This is a genomic window from Micromonospora humi, assembly GCF_900090105.1.
GTDB classification, from domain to species: domain Bacteria; phylum Actinomycetota; class Actinomycetes; order Mycobacteriales; family Micromonosporaceae; genus Micromonospora; species Micromonospora humi.
Genome location: NZ_FMDM01000022.1, coordinates 76,222 through 90,709, shown reverse-complemented (window position 1 = coordinate 90,709; position 14,488 = coordinate 76,222). Strand labels below are relative to the sequence as shown.

Genomic DNA, 14,488 nt, shown 5'->3' with positions numbered 1-14,488 from the left:
TCGGCGTGCGCGGCGATCGGACCGGCGAACACACCACCGGTAAAGGCCAGGCCAGCAACACCGAGGATGCTCTTACGCAGGATCGTGTTCATGGTGGGGGCTCCATTCGGGGGTCGACGCACCCCGTGGGGGGACCGGGGGTGCGGGGGCACCGTCAGGCGCTCGGAAGACTGGGGGATCCGGCATGCTCGCGGGGCAGGACGCTGCCTCGTCGCGGTGCCGGGAGTGTGTGCAACGACCGGGCGGCCACCGTCATTCCCGGGGTGGGGGGGCGGTGGTGCGCTCGCCTTCCTCGGTCGTTCACCCGTCTACAACGCCCCGCACCCCGCGACGATTCCGTCGCCGGGGTGCCGCCCACCACCGCCGAACCGGACACCCACCCCATCCGGAACACCCGGCGGCACGCCACCGGGCACCCGCCAGCCACCCGCACCACCCCACAGGCTCCACCACCCCCAACCGGAACGGGCCCCCGCCACATCCCGCCCCGCACACACCCGTGGTGTTCCACCCGGGCCCCGCCCGCGCGCCCGGCGGGTGGAGCACCATGGGTGCCACAAGGCCCCGCAGACACCCACAGCGTTCCGCCCGCGTCCCGCGGGGCACGTGAGTGAACGCAATGGCGGTCACGCGGCACGTTCCGCTCGACCTGGGACTCGGCCTACGGGGGGTCCGGCCCCTTGCGGGCCGGTGCGGAGGTGACGGATCCGCCTGTGCAGGCTGTGCGGGTCGGCGGACGCCGTCGACCCCGGTCGACGGCCACCGTCCGGGAACCTCGCCACGCCCGTCCGCCGCCGGCCTGGCCGGGCCACCAGCGCAAGGTCGACCGGGGTGGGTGCGGGTTCGGTCTCGCGTGGCGTGTCCGTCCGGTGGCAGACTGCGCCGTATGGGCGATACGGCGGCGACGGCGACCCGTCACCTGGTGCTCCTGCACGGCATGGGCGCTACCGGCGAGGTGTGGTTGCCGTGGGCGCCGCTGCTGGAGCGTCGCTGGCCCGGCCGTTGGCTCGCCCCCGACCTGGCCGGCCACGGTTGGTCCCCGCCGCTGACCGAGTATTCCTTCGCGGCCCTGGCGCAGCGTGCGGCGGACGGCCTCGGGTCGGTCCGGCTCGGCCCGAACGATCGGCTCGTGCTGCTCGGGCACTCGCTCGGAGGGGTGGTGGCCCTGGCGCTGGCCGCCCGGCAGCGCGGGCTGCCGGTCGACGCCGTGGTGGGGCTCGGCATCAAGGTGGCGTGGTCAGCGGCCGAGCTGGCCAAGGCCGAGGAGTTGGCCGCCCGGCCGGTGACCTGGTTCGCGACGCGGGACGAGGCGGCCCGTCGCTATCTGCGGGTCTCCGGGCTGGCCGGGCTGTTCGCCCCCGACCATCCGGTGGTCGACGCGGGGCTGCGTCGGGAGGACGGCCACGCCCAGCGCGGTGACGGCCGCTGGCGGCTGGCCATGGATCCGGCCGCGTTCGCGGTGGGGGAGCCCCGGCTGCCCGCCCTGCTGTCCGCCGTCGACGTGCCGGTGCTGCTGGCCCGGGGCGAGCTGGATCCGATGGTGACCGACGCGCAGCTCAAGGAGTTGGGTGTGCCGGTGGCCACGCTGCCGGGGCTGGGCCACAACGCGCACGTCGAGGACCCGGCGGCGGTGCTCGCGCTGCTCGACGCGTACCTCTGAGGGGTCAGACGGCCGCGCGCGGCGACGGGACGGCGAAGTCCGGTTCCAGCTCGTGGCGGGCGGCGGCGAGGAACGCCTCGGCGTAGCGGTCGGCGGGGAAGTCGCCGAGGTAGCGGCTGCGGGCCGCCCAGCGCTCCGCGACCTTCGGGTCGGTGTCGAGCAGCGCGGCGAGCACCTCGTCCACGTTGGACATGTCGCGGCGCAGCACGTAGCCGCAGGCCGCGAGCGGGAACCGGGCGACGAAGTGCTCGCCGTCCGCGCCGGTGTCGGTGACCGCGTACGGCTTGCCGGAGTAGAGCCAGTCGGAGATGACGCCGGAGACGTCGGAGACCAGCGCGTCGGCGCGGTTGACGCATTCGGTGAGCGTCAGCTCCCGGGCCGCCGCCGCGCCCCACAGGTGCGGGCGGCCGGTCTTCGCCCGGTCGGCGGCGAGCAGCTCGGTGAGCCGGGCGAGTTGCCGGGCCGAGGCCGGGTTCCGGTCGGTGTAGGGGTGGGCGCGCAGGATCACCGCCGCCCCGCGGTCGATCAGCCGGCGGATCAGCGTCTCCGCCACCGGAAGCGAGCAGTAGTTGGCGTCGGCGTGGTGCCCGGTCCAGGTCGGCGTGTAGAGAACCGTCGGGTGCGCCGACGTGGGTGCCGGCTCCCGGCGTACCTCGATGGCCTCGACCTGGGGGCGGCCGACCACGACGAACTTCTCGGCGGGGATCTCCACGCCGGCCCGGGCGTACCTGTCGATCGCCGCCGGTCCGGCCACGAAGATCTTGTCGAAGATCGCCGACACCGGGTTGGCGCTGGGCGCCTTGTCGCTGTCGCCGTGGTGCAGCTGCACGTGGGTGAGCTGGTGGAACCGGATGCAGTGGGCGTTCTTCGCGCCGTGGTTGACGTAGAACGCGACCCGCAGGCTGGGCACCAGGGCGTCGTCCAGGGACTTGGGCGTCGGGCAGAGGACCACCGGGGCGCGGGTCGCGGCGGCCACCGTGGCGAGGAACTCCGGTTCGCGCAGCACCACCAGGAACGGCCGGCCGATCCGCTCCAGGTAGGGCAGCCACATGGTGACCTGGTATTCCGAGCCGGGTGGGGCGGAGAAGTGCAGCACGAACTCGGGCTGGTGCCGGCGCAGTGCCCGGCCGATCGGGCCGCCCCCGGCCGGCGGGCGGAACCGGCGCCGGGCGAGGTCGAGCGCCACCGCGGCGCACCCGGCGCCGACCAGTAGCGTGGCGGCCAGCGGCAACCAGGCCGGCAGGACGAGCGCGGCGGCGAGCGCGACCAGGGCGAGCAGCACCAGCAGGGCGTCGCCGAGCCGGGCGGCGACCGGCGGGGCCCAGGCGCGGACCGGCAGGTTGGCCGCGCGGATCTCCAGCGCGCCGGCCTGGCGCAGCGGGCCGACCAGCAGGACCAGGCCGAGCAGGACGAGCGCGGTGGCGGCCAGCGCCGGGTCGAAGCCGTCGTCGGCCCGGCGGGCGTAGCCGACCAGGATGCCGGCGGCCACCAGCACCGTCTCGACGAGACCGTCGGCGCTGGGCCGGACCCGGCGTTCCCAGGCGGTGGCGGCCAGCGCGGCGACCGCGACGGCGAGACCGGCGCCGGTGGCGCCGGTGAACGCCACGACGAGGAACGCCAGCACCGCCAGCCCGCTGGTCAGCACCCGGGCGGTCAGCTTCCGGACCAGGTCACCACGCATCCGGCTCGTCCCGTCGCTCAGGCGTTCACATCGGTGGGCAGCTGCTCCACGGCGTGCGCGCCGGGCTGGGCGGGCACCGCCGCCACCGGTTCCCCGGGCGCCCGGCGGACGTCGACCACCTGGCCGGTCAGCTCGGAGATGAGCACGTCCAGGGAGGCCTGGGCGACCGCCTCGGAGGCGAGCAGCGTGTGCTCCGGCTCCTCGCCGAACGCCTTGGTGCGCATCGGGGTGGCGGTGCGCTCCGGGTTGACGCAGTTGACCCGTACGCCGAACTCCGCCCACTCGTCGGCGAGCGCCTGGGTCAGGTTGACCAGCGCGGCCTTGGTGGCCGAGTAGAGCGCGTAGCGCGCCCGGCCCCGGGTGTAGGAGCTGGACGTGTAGAGCAGCAGCTGGCCCTTGGTCTGCTGGAGGTAGGGCAGCGACTGCCGGGCGATGGTGACCGGGCCGACGAAGTTGACGTGCAGGAGGCGGTCCATCGTCTCGTCGTCCATCTCGGCGAGCGCGCCCTTCTCCAGGATCCCGGCGGTGACCACGACGTGGTCGATCCGGCCGGTCGCCTCGAACGCGGTCTTCAGCGCGGCGGCCACGTCCTCGGCGCGCTCGACGTGGGTGCCGGTGGTGGAGCGGCTGAACGGGAAGACCTGGGCGCCGTAGCGGCGGGCCAGCTCGGTGAGGTCGTGGCCGATGCCGTAGCTGCCGCCGAACACCACGATGGTCCGGCCGGTCAGTTCCTCGGCGTAGCCGCGGTGGGTCAGCCGGGGCGCCTGGGCGGCGGCGAGCTGGAAGAGCTTGTCGGCCAGGTGCACGTCGACCGGGTGGGTGACCTTGATGTTCTCGTCCGAGCCGTCGATCACCTTGATCGGCGTGCCGGGCAGGTAGCGCAGCACCACGCCGCAGTCGTCGGTGGCGGCGAAGTCGCTGTCGCCCTCGGCCCGCCGGTAGGCCTCCCGGATGGTGCCGGAGCGGAACGCCTGCGGGGTCTGGCCGCGGCGCAGGCGGGACCGGACCGGGATGTCGGTGATGCACTCGTCCGCGTCGACCTGGATGATCGTGTCGGCCGAGGGGATGGCGACGTCGACCGCCGAGTAGCTCCAGAGCGCGTTCACGCACTCGCGCACGATCCGGGCGCTGACCAGCGGACGGACGGCGTCGTGGAAGAGGATGTTGACGTCACCCTCGCCGACCGCGTCGAGCGCGATGCGGGTGGTGTCGTTGCGGGTGTCGCCGCCCTCGATCACCTTGGTGACCTTGCGGAAGCCGGCGCCGGCGACGATCCGCTCGGCGTCCGGCACGTGGCCGGTGGCCATCAGCACGATGATCTCGTCGATCTCCGGCGCGGCCTCGAAGACGGCCAGCGTGTGCTCGATGATCGGCTTGCCGGCGATCTTCAGCAGCTGCTTCGGGATGCCCAGGCCGAGGCGGGTCCCGGTCCCTCCGGCGAGGATCACGGCCACCGTGCGCGTCGGTCGCCAGGGTGCCGGGCTCGCCGGCGCGGCGTCCGGTGCGGTGGTGTGGTCCTGCGTCATTGCCGTTCCTCACTCTGGGTGGAAGGGGATCGGTGCGTCGGTGACCGGTTGGTGAACTTTGACCGACGGACCAGAGAACCTTAACGCGGACGGCGGAGCGCACCGCTTCGGGCGGGAGCCCGGGCGGTGCGCTCCGCCGGGCTACTTCTGGTTCTCGTACGCGTCGCAGACCTCGGCGGTCGGGCCGTCCATCTTCAGCACGCCGCTCTCCAGCCAGATGGTCCGCTCGCAGGTGTCCCGGATCGTGCCGATCCCGTGGCTGACCAGGAAGACCGTGCCGGCGCTGGCGCGCAGTTCGCGGACCCGCTCCTCGCTGCGGGCCCGGAACTTGCGGTCACCGGTGGCCAGCGCCTCGTCGATGAGCAGGACGTCGTGCTTCTTCGCGGCGGCGATGGCGAACCGCAGCCGGGCCCCCATACCGGACGAGTAGGTGCGCATCGGCAGCGAGGCGAAGTCGCCGCGCTCGTTGATGCCGGAGAAGTCGATGATCTCCGGGGCGAGCCGCTTGACCTCCTCCGGGTGCATGCCCATGGCCAGGCAGCCGAGCACCACGTTGCGCTCGCCGGAGAGGTCGTTGAGCAGCGCGGCGTTCACCCCGAGCAGGGACGGCTGGCCCTGGGTGTAGACCGCGCCGCGGGCCGGCGGGAGCAGCCCGGCGATGGCCCGCAGCAGGGTCGACTTGCCCGAGCCGTTGCTGCCGATCAGGCCGATCGCCTCGCCCTGGTAGGCGGTGAAGCTCACGCCCTTGACGGCGTGCACCTCGCGGATGTTCGGCGCCTTGGTCCGGGAGGTGATCCGCTTGAGCGCGGAGACCGGGCTGGTGCCGCCGGTCGCGCCCTTGTGGATCCGGTAGATCACGTGCACGTCGTCCACCACCACGGTGGGGACGCGGCCCGAGTCGATCACCGGGCCGGCGTTCACCGGCAGGGTCTGCTCAGCCACGGCCGTACTCCTTCTCTCCGCGCCAGAAGTAGACGAACCCGCCGATGCCCATCACCACGGCCCAGCCCACCGCGAGCAGCCAGAGCTTGGTGGGGGAGGAGACCAGGTTCTGCTGGTTGGACTCCAGCAACGCGTGCCGGGCCAGCTCGATGAAGACCAGCGGGGGGTTGCACTCCAGCAGGTTCGCCGCCCAGCCGGGCAGGTGCTGGCGGAACAGCGTGACCGGGTAGAGCACGCCGGAGGCGTACAGCCAGGTCCGCATCACGAACGGCATGATCTGTCGCAGGTCGGTGACCTTCGAGCCGATCCGGGCCATCACCATCGACAACCCGATGTTGAAGATCGTCTGGAGCACCAGCATCGGCAGGATGAGGAACCACCGGAAGGTGAGCGGCTCGCCGGTGAGCAGCACGATGGCGGCCAGCACGATCATGGACATGAGCAGCTGCTGGAGCTGGACCAGGGTGACCGTGATCGGCAGTGCCGCGCGGGGGAACTGGAGCGCCCGGATGAGGCCCAGGTTGCTGGTGATCGCGCTGGTGCCGTTCTGCACGGCGGTCTGGGTGAACATGAAGATGAACACGCCGGTACAGAGGTACGCGATGAAGTTCGACACGTTCCGGTGCTGGGACAGGATCACGCCGAAGATCAGGTAGTAGACCGCCGCGTTGGTCAGCGGGGTCAGCACCTGCCAGAGCTGGCCGAGCTGGGTGTTGCTCAGCGAGGAGGCGACCTTCGCCCGCGAGTACGCGGTCATGAAGTGTCGGTAGGCCCACAACCGGCGGGCGTACTCGGCCAGTGGTGGGCGCTCGCCGGCGACCCGAAGCCCGTACCGCTGGGCCAGTTGGGCCCGGGTCAGTCCGGATTCGGGATCGGCCACCGCGGTGTTGGCCATGATCAGGCGCTCCGATCTTTCGTGCTGATGGGGAGCAGTGCGGTGAAGACATCCAGCGTGGCCGGGCGGGGAGGAGCCGCCTCGCTGCTGCATGGAAGGTAGTCCACCGAACGTCGGGACGCAACCGTACCGTCGTTGCGCTACATTGTTCCACGTGACGACCGAGAAGAGGCGCGCCCCGGCCGGTGCGGCGGTGCTGCGCGGCGAGATCACCACCGCCATCCGCGCCGCCGTGATGCAGGAGCTGGCCGAGGTCGGCTACGGACGGCTGTCGATCGAGGCGGTGGCCCGGCGGGCCGGGGTGAGCAAGACCGCCATCTACCGCCGCTGGCGTTCCAAGCTCGACCTGGTCCTGGACATGGTCTCCGCGGTGGCCGGGCGCAACCTGCCCCTGCTGGACACCGGTAGCCTGCTCGGCGACCTGGAGATCCTGCTGCACGTGATGGCGCGTGCGTTGCGTCACCGGCTGGCCGCGCAGATCATCCCGGACCTGCTCGCCGAGGCGGCCCGCAACCCGCAGATCGGGGAGAAGCTCCAGGCCGCGCTGGACGACTACCAGCAGGCCGTCGGCCGGATCCTGATCGGCCGGGCGGTCGAGCGCGGCGAGCTGTCGCCGGACACCGACCGGCGGGCGGCGGTCGACCTGATCGTCGGGCCGATCTACTGGCGGATGGCCATCTCCCGGGCCCCGCTGAAGACCGCGGAGGTGCCCCGGATGGCCGCCGCGATCGTCGCGGCGCTCCGGGTAGCATGCGTGGAGCCCGTCCGCGACGAGGTGGAAGTGTGAGGCACGACGAGGCCACCGGCGCCCGGGCGCCGATCATGAACAGTGCGCGACATCGGGTCGGACACTGAGCGCGAAGTCAGCGCCTGTCTCCCAGACCGTTACCATCCCCCCGAAACATCCCCCCACAGTCACGTCGACAGGAGGACGCCCCATGGTCGGGCCGCATCCAGAGTTCATTCCCCCAGCACGACCGATCATCGGCGAGGCCGAGATCGAGGCGGCTGTCCGGGTGCTGCGGAGCGGCCGGGTCGTGCAGGGCCCCGAGGTCGCGGCGTTCGAGGAGGAGTTCGGTGACCTGGTCGCCGGGCGGCACTGCGTCGCCGTCAACTCCGGCACCTCGGCGCTCCAGCTCACCCTGATGGCGCTCGGGTTCGGCCCGGGCGACGAGGTCATCGTCCCGTCGTTCTCGTTCGCGGCCAGCGGCAACGCGGTCCGGCTGGTCGGCGCCGAGCCGGTCTTCGTGGACATCGAGCCGGGGAGCTTCTGCGTCGACCCGGAGGCGGTCGCCGCCGCGATCACGCCGAAGACCGTGGGCATCATGCCGGTGCACCTCTACGGCCACCCCGCCGCGATGGACCGGATCATGGAGATCGCGCAGCAGCACGGCCTGGCCGTCGTCGAGGACGCCGCGCAGGCCCACGGCGCCGAGCTGAACGGCACCCCGGTGGGCGCCTTCGGCACCGCCGGCTGCTTCAGCTTCTATCCCACCAAGAACATGCACTCCCTCGAGGGCGGCATGATCACCACCGCCGACGCCGAGCTGGCGCGCACCCTGCGGCTGCTGCGCAACCAGGGCATGGAGCAGCGGTACGCCAACGAGATCGTCGGCGCCAACATGCGGATGACCGACGTCGCCGCCGCGATCGGCCGGGTGCAGCTCACCCAGCTCGCCGACTGGACCGAGCAGCGCCGCGCCAACGCCAAGTTCCTCGACTCCGCCATCACCGGCCTGGTCACCCCGCCGGTCGCCGACGGTGCCAAGCACGTCTACCACCAGTACACGGTGCGGGTGCGGGGCGACCGCGACGCCGCCCAGGCCCGCCTCACCGAGCTGGGCATCGGCAACGCGGTCTACTACCCGACCCCGATCCACCGGCTCAAGCCCTACCTGACCCAGGACGGCACGCCCGGCCCGTGGGACCTGCCGGAGACCGAGCGGGCCGCCGCCGAGGTGGTCTCGCTGCCGGTGCACCCGTCGCTGACCCAGCCCGAGCTGGAGCGCATCGCCGAGGGCGCGAACCTGGCCGGGGGTGCCCGATGAGCGAGGGACGCAAGCTCCGGGCCGGCCTGATCGGCCTCGGCGCCATGGGGCGCAACCACGCCCGGGTGCTGTCGAACCTGGACGGTGTCGAGCTGGTCGGCGTGGTCGACCCGGCCGGCGACGTGACCGGCACGCTGCGCGCGCCGGTGGTTCCCGAGGTGAGCGACCTCATCGCCCTGGGCGTCGACTACGCGGTGGTCGCCTGCCCGACCGCGCTGCACGAGAAGGTCGGCCTGGAACTGGCCGCCAACGGCGTCTGCGCGCTGATCGAGAAGCCGCTGGCCCAGTCCGTCGAGGCCGCCACGAAGCTGGTCGAGGCGTTCGAGACCGCCGGCCTGGTGGCCGGGGTGGGGCACATCGAGCGCTACAACCCGGCCCTGCAGAGCCTGCGGACCCGGCTGGAGGCCGGCGAGCTGGGCGAGGTGTTCCAGGTGGTCACCCGCCGCCAGGGCCCGTTCCCGCACCGGATCGCCGACGTCGGCGTGGTGATGGACCTGGCCACCCACGACATCGACCTGACCGCCTGGGTCACCGGCCGGGAATACACGTCCGTGTCCGCGCACACCGTCTCGCGCAGCGGTCGGCTGCACGAGGACATGGTGGCCGTGGTCGGCCAGCTCAGCGACGGCACGATGGTCAACCACCTGGTCAACTGGCTGAGCCCGCTCAAGGAGCGGTCCACTGTGGTCACCGGTGACAAGGGCTGCTTCGTCGCCGACACGCTCACCGCGGACCTCACCTTCTATGCCAACGCCGCGATCGACACCGAGTGGGAGGCGCTGCGCGCGTTCCGGGGTGTCGCCGAGGGCGACATGGTCCGCTTCGCCATCCCCAAGCGGGAGCCGCTGCTGGTGGAGCACGAGCGGTTCCGCGACGCGGTCGAGGGCAAGGACAGCGACATCGTCACCCTCCGCCAGGGCCTGCGGACCGTCGACGTGGCCGGCGCGGTGCTGCGTTCCGCGACCGAGCGCGCCACGGTGGCCATCCCGCCGGCGGCGCGGAGCTGACCGTGAAGGTTCTGATCGCTGGCGGCGCCGGCTTCATCGGCAGCACCATCGCCTCGGCCTGCCTGGATGCCGGCATCACCCCGGTGATCCTGGACAATCTCAGCACCGGGCGGGCGGAGTTCGTCGAGAACCGCATCTTCTACCACGGTGACATCGCCGACTCGGCGCTGGTCGACCGGATCTTCGCCGAGCATCCGGACATCGAGGCGGCGGTGCACTGCGCCGCGCTCATCGTCGTCCCGGACTCGGTCGAGCACCCGTTGCGCTACTACCGGGAGAACGTCGGCAAGACCGTCGAGTTCCTCGACGCGCTGGTGGCCAACGGGTGCGGCCGGTTCCTGTTCAGCTCCTCGGCGGCGATCTACCAGCCGGGGGACGACTTCGCGGTCGACGAGACCTCCCCGGTCGCGGCCACCAGCCCGTACGGGGAGAGTAAGGCGATGGTCGAGCGGGTGCTGGCGGACAGCGTCCGCGCGTACCCCCTGCGGGTGATCTCGCTGCGCTACTTCAACCCGGTCGGCGCCGACCCGAAGATGCGCACCGGCCTGCAGTTGCCGCGCCCGTCGCACGTGCTCGGCAAGATGATCGAGTCGGCCCGCACCGGGGCCACGTTCCAGGTCACCGGCGCCGACTGGCCGACCCGGGACGGCTCCGGCATCCGCGACTACGTGCACGTGTGGGACCTCGCGCAGGCCCACGTCGAGGCGCTGCGCCGGTTCGACACGGTGCTCGCCGGCGACCGCCGGTACGAGGTGTTCAACCTCGGCACCGGTGACGGCACGACGGTGCGCGAGTTGCTGGACGCCTTCAACACCGTGCTCGGCCGGCCCATCCCCACCGTGGTGGCGCCGCGCCGGCCGGGTGACTCGGCCGGCACCTACACCCGCAGCGACCGGGCCCGCCGCCATCTCGGCTGGGCGCCGACGCTCTCCCTGGCCGAGGGCATCCAGCACTCGCTCCAGTGGGCCGAGCTGCGCGACGAGTTGCTCGGTCCGGCGGACGACGCGGCGCGGGTGCCCGCCCAACGCTGAGCCGTACGAGACAGGGGCCCCACCGGTACGTACCGGTGGGGCCCCTGTCGTTCGTCGTCCGGTCAGGACTCCAGCAGCAGCCGGTCGAAGTGGTGCTGCACCACCGACCAGTCCCACTCGCGCAGCGCGTACGCCGATGCGTCGCGACCGGCGGCCCGCCAGGCCTCCTCGGTGGCGGTGGTCGCCAGGATCCGCTCCACCGCCTCCTCCGGACTGCCGATGACCCAGCCGTCCGGGTAGAGCGTGCGGGCGCTGTTCGGCCGCCCGGCGAAGAACGGCCAGTCGCGCACCACCGGGACGGCGCCGCTCGCCGCGCCCTCCATCAGGCCGCAGTGGCAGCCCTCGCGCACCGACGAGCTGATGATGACGCCGATGTCGCTCAGCATCTTCGGCACCTCGTTGGTCGGCCCGAGCCGGCGCACCGCGCCGTCCGCCTCGAACTCCCGCACGTCGCGGTTGAATGCCTCCAGGTATTCCCGGCTGGCCACGCTCACGTTGGGGTTCATGTCGCCGCCCACCAGCAGCAGCCGGTACCGCTCGTCGTGCTTGCGCAGCAGACGCAGCACCTCGATCGCCCAGCGCGGGTCCTTGGCGACCTGGCTGATGCCCACCATGCCGAGCTGGAAGCGGGCCTCCGCCGGCTTGTCGATCTGGAACCCGCGCAGGTCCATCGCGTTGTCCAGCACGTGCATGCGCGGCCCGTCCGGACCCTTGAGGTAGGGCACCAGGGTGGTGGTGAGGTCCCGGATGTGGTCGGCCACGAAGACCAGGTCGTCGATCCGGGAGAAGTCCACCATGTAGGGCCAGCGCGACAAGGCCTCGTAGCTGTGCAGGCGGACGATGATCCGGGTGGTGCCCGGGTCCACCATGGTGAACAGCGCCGCCGGCGCCACACACCAGTCCACGAAGACGGTGTCCGCCCAGTCGAGGTAGGGCCGCAGCCGCTCCTCGGCCTTGTCGCCGTAGGCCGTGGAGTCGGCCGACAGGCGGTGCTCCAGCATCGGCTTCGACGCCCAGGTCACGCTCTTGAGCGCGGCGTTCGCCGCCAGGTCGACGAAGCGGACCTCCACCCCCGGGTGGGCGTCGTAGTAGGACCGGATCAGCTTCAGGAAGTTGTCGTTGGCGCTGGTGGCGATCAGCAGCCGCAGCGGCCGGTCGGTCGGCGGCGGTGCCGCCGGCTGGAGCCGGCCCCGCGGACTCGCCACCGTGGTCGCCGCCAGCGAGCGGCGGAACGGCGCGATGAAGCCCTCCGGGTCCTCGGCCAGGGGCGAGGTGAGCTGGTCGATGTGCAGCACCCGGTCGAAGGCCAGCGTCATGGCCCGGTTCAGCAGGTCCGCGGCGGCGACGTTCTCGTCCGCGCGGTGCCGCTGGTCGGCCACCTTCAGCAGGGCCTCGACCGCGCCGTCCAGGTCACGCGGCGGCACGCCGGCCTTGAGCTCCCGGCTCGCCGCCTCGCCGAGCATCCGGGCCCGCGCGGCCGGCTTGCGGAGCTTGCTCGCCGTGGCGGTGAGGACCATGGCCTCACCGTCGGGCCGGTCCGCCCAGGCCATGCCCTTGGCGACCTGCCGAGCGACCTTGGTGCGCACCGAGTCCGGCATCTTCGGCGCCTTCAGGGCGGTCAGCCAGAGCTGGGTGCCGGCCTTGCTGCGCATGATCGGCCGGGCGGTGACCGCGTTCACCGCGGCCCGTGGCGCGCCGCTGATCAGCCGGTTGACGCTCTGCCGCACCAGCGCGGTGGAGGGGATGCCGTTGGCCAGGCGCTGGAGCGGGCCGGCGCCGTGGCGGGCCTTGCGGTCGGTCAGCGCCTGCACCGCGGCCTGGATGCCGTAGCGGGCGTCGGCGGACCGGTTGCGCTGGGCGAACCGCCACACCGTGTAGACCGCGTGCGCGTCGAGGGCGACCAGGACGTCAGCCGTGCGGGCCTGCTCCCGGGCCCAGGGCTCGCGCCGGATCCGGCTCCACACCCGTTCCCCGGGGACCTGCCGGGCCAGGGCGCGCGTCGGGGAGTCCTTCGCGATGTCCGTCGGCAGCGCGCACACCCCGTCGAGGCGGAGGTCCTCCGCCATCTCGTCCTGGTTGAGCGCGCCGACCAGGTAGACCTGTGCGCCGGTCTCGCGCAGCCGCTGCACCGCCGTGCTGAGAATTCCCGCCTGCGGGGACACCCCCGTCACCAGCAACACGTTGCTCATGCGCGCACCCCACCGGATCGTTCGTCCTGCTCCATCGTCGAGCTTGCCGCCGAGGGCTGCACCACCGCGCCGTTGACCGGCAGGTCGTGCGGTTCCGCCAGGGCGTGCGCCGCCAACTGCGCGACCGCGTTCCGCATCAGGATCTCCCGGGTGAACGGGTCGGCGTGGTGCCGGACCCCGTCGCGCTGCTCCTCGGTGGCCTCCACGACCATCCGGGCGGCCGCCCGGAAGCTCTCCACCAGGCGCAGCTCGTCCAGGCCGCAGGCGCCGGTCCACAGCGGGTGGCCGTCGAGAACGCGGGAGGCGTCGTGGTCGACCTCGTGCACCGAGACGATCGGCAGGCCGGTCGCCATGTACTCGTACACCTTGCCGGAGGTGACGTACCGGCCGCCGATGAGGATCAGCACGAGGGCGTCCCAGCCGCCGTACGTCTCGGCGACCTCCGCCTTGCGCACCGGGCCGCCGAAGGAGACGCCGTCGGCCGCCGCCTCGCGGATCAGCTCGGTCAGCCCGTTCGCCTCCCGGTTCGCGCCGGCGCCGATGTGCCCGCGGATCTCGAACCGGGCGTTGCGCAGCAGCGGCTCCTGCTTGCGCGCCTCGCGCCACGCGTCGAGCACCACGCCGAGCTGGTGGGTGGTGTAGTTGACGGTGCCCAGGTAGCCGAAGGTCAGGCCGGCCTCCGGATCGGGCTGGCGCGGACGGATCGCCGGGACACTGTCCCGGTCGTAGCCGTTGCGGACCACGTGCACCCGGTCCGCCACGTGCGGGTAACGCGCCCGGTAGTGGTCGGCGATCGGGTCGTTGACCACCCAGAGCGACTGGCAGTGGTCGAGGATCCGGCGCTCCCAGAGCCCCGCCTCGGAGTCGGGGGTGAAGGCCTGACCGCCGTTGACCACGTCGATCGACCAGCCGTCGCGGAAGTCCACCGCGTACGGCACGCCGTGCAGCTCCCACAGCTTCCAGGCCGCGGCCAGGTTCACGTAGGGCACGCAGCTGGCCAGCAGCAGGTCGGCCGGGTGCTGGCGGTGCACGTCGAGGACCGCCCGCTCCAACGCGCCGCGCCAGCTGCCGAAGACCGGCTCCGGGAAGATCCGCTTCTCCCGCTTGCGCAGGTTGGTCAGCCACTTGGCCGGGCGCAGCGCGCGCTCCTCGCTGAACTGGCGGATGTCCGTCTCGAGGTCTTCGCGGGCCAGCGGCAGCTCGACCACCTTGATCTCGGGGTCGACCTGGTCCAGGAGGCTGTAGTCGAGGCCGGAGTCCCGCTCCCAGGAGGCGGCCGTGATCGTCACCACGGTGACGTCCCAGCCGATCCGGCGGAACTGGTTGGCCGTCTCGCGCATCCGGTAGGCGCAGCTCTTGGCCGCCGGCGGGAACCCGATGGCCAGGTAGATGAGGTGCGGACGACGACCGCGGCCGGCCGCGGGGCGGCCGTTCGCGGCGGAGTGCGACGTGTCGAGGGATGGCGTCATGGTCGGGCGAACACCCCGGGTCTCTCGGTCGGCGGGCAGG

General features: G+C 72.5%; 11 protein-coding genes. 5 read left to right on the top strand and 6 right to left on the bottom strand.

Annotation, left to right across the window (positions count from 1 at the left end):
* Positions 1–886: 886 nt before the first annotated feature.
* Positions 887–1,660, top strand: coding sequence for an alpha/beta fold hydrolase (locus GA0070213_RS29205; RefSeq protein WP_139128747.1), 774 nt, complete (start codon positions 887–889; stop codon positions 1,658–1,660).
* Between the two features lie 4 nt (positions 1,661–1,664).
* Here the strand turns inward: GA0070213_RS29205 and GA0070213_RS29200 are convergent, their stop codons facing one another.
* From GA0070213_RS29200 to GA0070213_RS29185, 4 genes are all read right to left on the bottom strand, one after another.
* A complete protein-coding gene (locus GA0070213_RS29200; protein ID WP_091071731.1) occupies positions 1,665–3,341 on the bottom strand; it encodes a CDP-glycerol glycerophosphotransferase family protein in 1,677 nt (558 codons plus the stop codon).
* Between the two features lie 17 nt (positions 3,342–3,358).
* A complete protein-coding gene (locus tag GA0070213_RS29195) occupies positions 3,359–4,867 on the bottom strand; it encodes a bifunctional cytidylyltransferase/SDR family oxidoreductase (protein WP_091071728.1) in 1,509 nt (502 codons plus the stop codon).
* Positions 4,868–5,008: 141 nt separating this feature from the next.
* Positions 5,009–5,809 carry an ABC transporter ATP-binding protein gene (locus tag GA0070213_RS29190; RefSeq protein WP_091071726.1) on the bottom strand — a complete coding sequence of 267 codons (801 nt, stop codon included), beginning with the start codon at positions 5,807–5,809 and terminating at the stop codon, positions 5,009–5,011.
* Positions 5,802–6,704, bottom strand: coding sequence for an ABC transporter permease (locus tag GA0070213_RS29185; protein WP_091071723.1), 903 nt, complete (start codon positions 6,702–6,704; stop codon positions 5,802–5,804). The genes GA0070213_RS29190 and GA0070213_RS29185 overlap by 8 nt, the downstream gene beginning before the upstream one ends.
* Before the next feature lie 154 nt (positions 6,705–6,858).
* Between GA0070213_RS29185 and GA0070213_RS29180 the strand changes: the two genes are divergently transcribed.
* The 4 genes from GA0070213_RS29180 to galE all read left to right on the top strand — a co-directional run bounded on the left by GA0070213_RS29180 (position 6,859) and on the right by galE (position 10,790).
* Positions 6,859–7,491, top strand: coding sequence for a TetR/AcrR family transcriptional regulator (locus GA0070213_RS29180; RefSeq protein ID WP_091071721.1), 633 nt, complete (start codon positions 6,859–6,861; stop codon positions 7,489–7,491).
* Positions 7,492–7,642: 151 nt separating this feature from the next.
* The gene (locus tag GA0070213_RS29175) at positions 7,643–8,752 is read left to right on the top strand and encodes a DegT/DnrJ/EryC1/StrS family aminotransferase (protein WP_091071718.1); all 1,110 of its coding nucleotides are present in this window, start codon (positions 7,643–7,645) and stop codon (positions 8,750–8,752) included.
* Positions 8,749–9,759: a Gfo/Idh/MocA family protein gene (locus GA0070213_RS29170; RefSeq protein WP_091071715.1), complete on the top strand. Its 1,011-nt coding sequence runs from the start codon at positions 8,749–8,751 to the stop codon at positions 9,757–9,759. Before GA0070213_RS29175 ends, GA0070213_RS29170 begins: the two co-directional genes overlap by 4 nt.
* 2 nt (positions 9,760–9,761) lie before the next feature.
* Positions 9,762–10,790 carry a UDP-glucose 4-epimerase GalE gene (gene galE, locus GA0070213_RS29165; RefSeq protein ID WP_091071713.1) on the top strand — a complete coding sequence of 343 codons (1,029 nt, stop codon included), beginning with the start codon at positions 9,762–9,764 and terminating at the stop codon, positions 10,788–10,790.
* Between the two features lie 62 nt (positions 10,791–10,852).
* Here galE and GA0070213_RS29160 read toward each other — a convergent pair whose 3' ends face one another.
* Together GA0070213_RS29160 and GA0070213_RS29155 are read right to left on the bottom strand one after the other, a co-directional pair.
* Positions 10,853–12,979: a glycosyltransferase gene (locus GA0070213_RS29160; RefSeq protein WP_091071710.1), complete on the bottom strand. Its 2,127-nt coding sequence runs from the start codon at positions 12,977–12,979 to the stop codon at positions 10,853–10,855.
* The gene (locus tag GA0070213_RS29155) at positions 12,976–14,448 is read right to left on the bottom strand and encodes a glycosyltransferase (protein ID WP_091071707.1); all 1,473 of its coding nucleotides are present in this window, start codon (positions 14,446–14,448) and stop codon (positions 12,976–12,978) included. Before GA0070213_RS29155 ends, GA0070213_RS29160 begins: the two co-directional genes overlap by 4 nt.
* Positions 14,449–14,488 lie beyond the last annotated feature (40 nt).

Coding starts and splice junctions, on each gene's coding strand:
- GA0070213_RS29205 (WP_139128747.1), top strand. CDS start 887: ATGGGCGATACGGCGGCGACGGCGACCCGTCACCTGGTGCTCCTGCAC.
- GA0070213_RS29200 (WP_091071731.1), bottom strand. CDS start 3,341: ATGCGTGGTGACCTGGTCCGGAAGCTGACCGCCCGGGTGCTGACCAGC.
- GA0070213_RS29195 (WP_091071728.1), bottom strand. CDS start 4,867: ATGACGCAGGACCACACCACCGCACCGGACGCCGCGCCGGCGAGCCCG.
- GA0070213_RS29185 (WP_091071723.1), bottom strand. CDS start 6,704: ATGGCCAACACCGCGGTGGCCGATCCCGAATCCGGACTGACCCGGGCC.
- GA0070213_RS29175 (WP_091071718.1), top strand. CDS start 7,643: ATGGTCGGGCCGCATCCAGAGTTCATTCCCCCAGCACGACCGATCATC.
- GA0070213_RS29170 (WP_091071715.1), top strand. CDS start 8,749: ATGAGCGAGGGACGCAAGCTCCGGGCCGGCCTGATCGGCCTCGGCGCC.
- GA0070213_RS29160 (WP_091071710.1), bottom strand. CDS start 12,979: ATGAGCAACGTGTTGCTGGTGACGGGGGTGTCCCCGCAGGCGGGAATT.
- GA0070213_RS29155 (WP_091071707.1), bottom strand. CDS start 14,448: ATGACGCCATCCCTCGACACGTCGCACTCCGCCGCGAACGGCCGCCCC.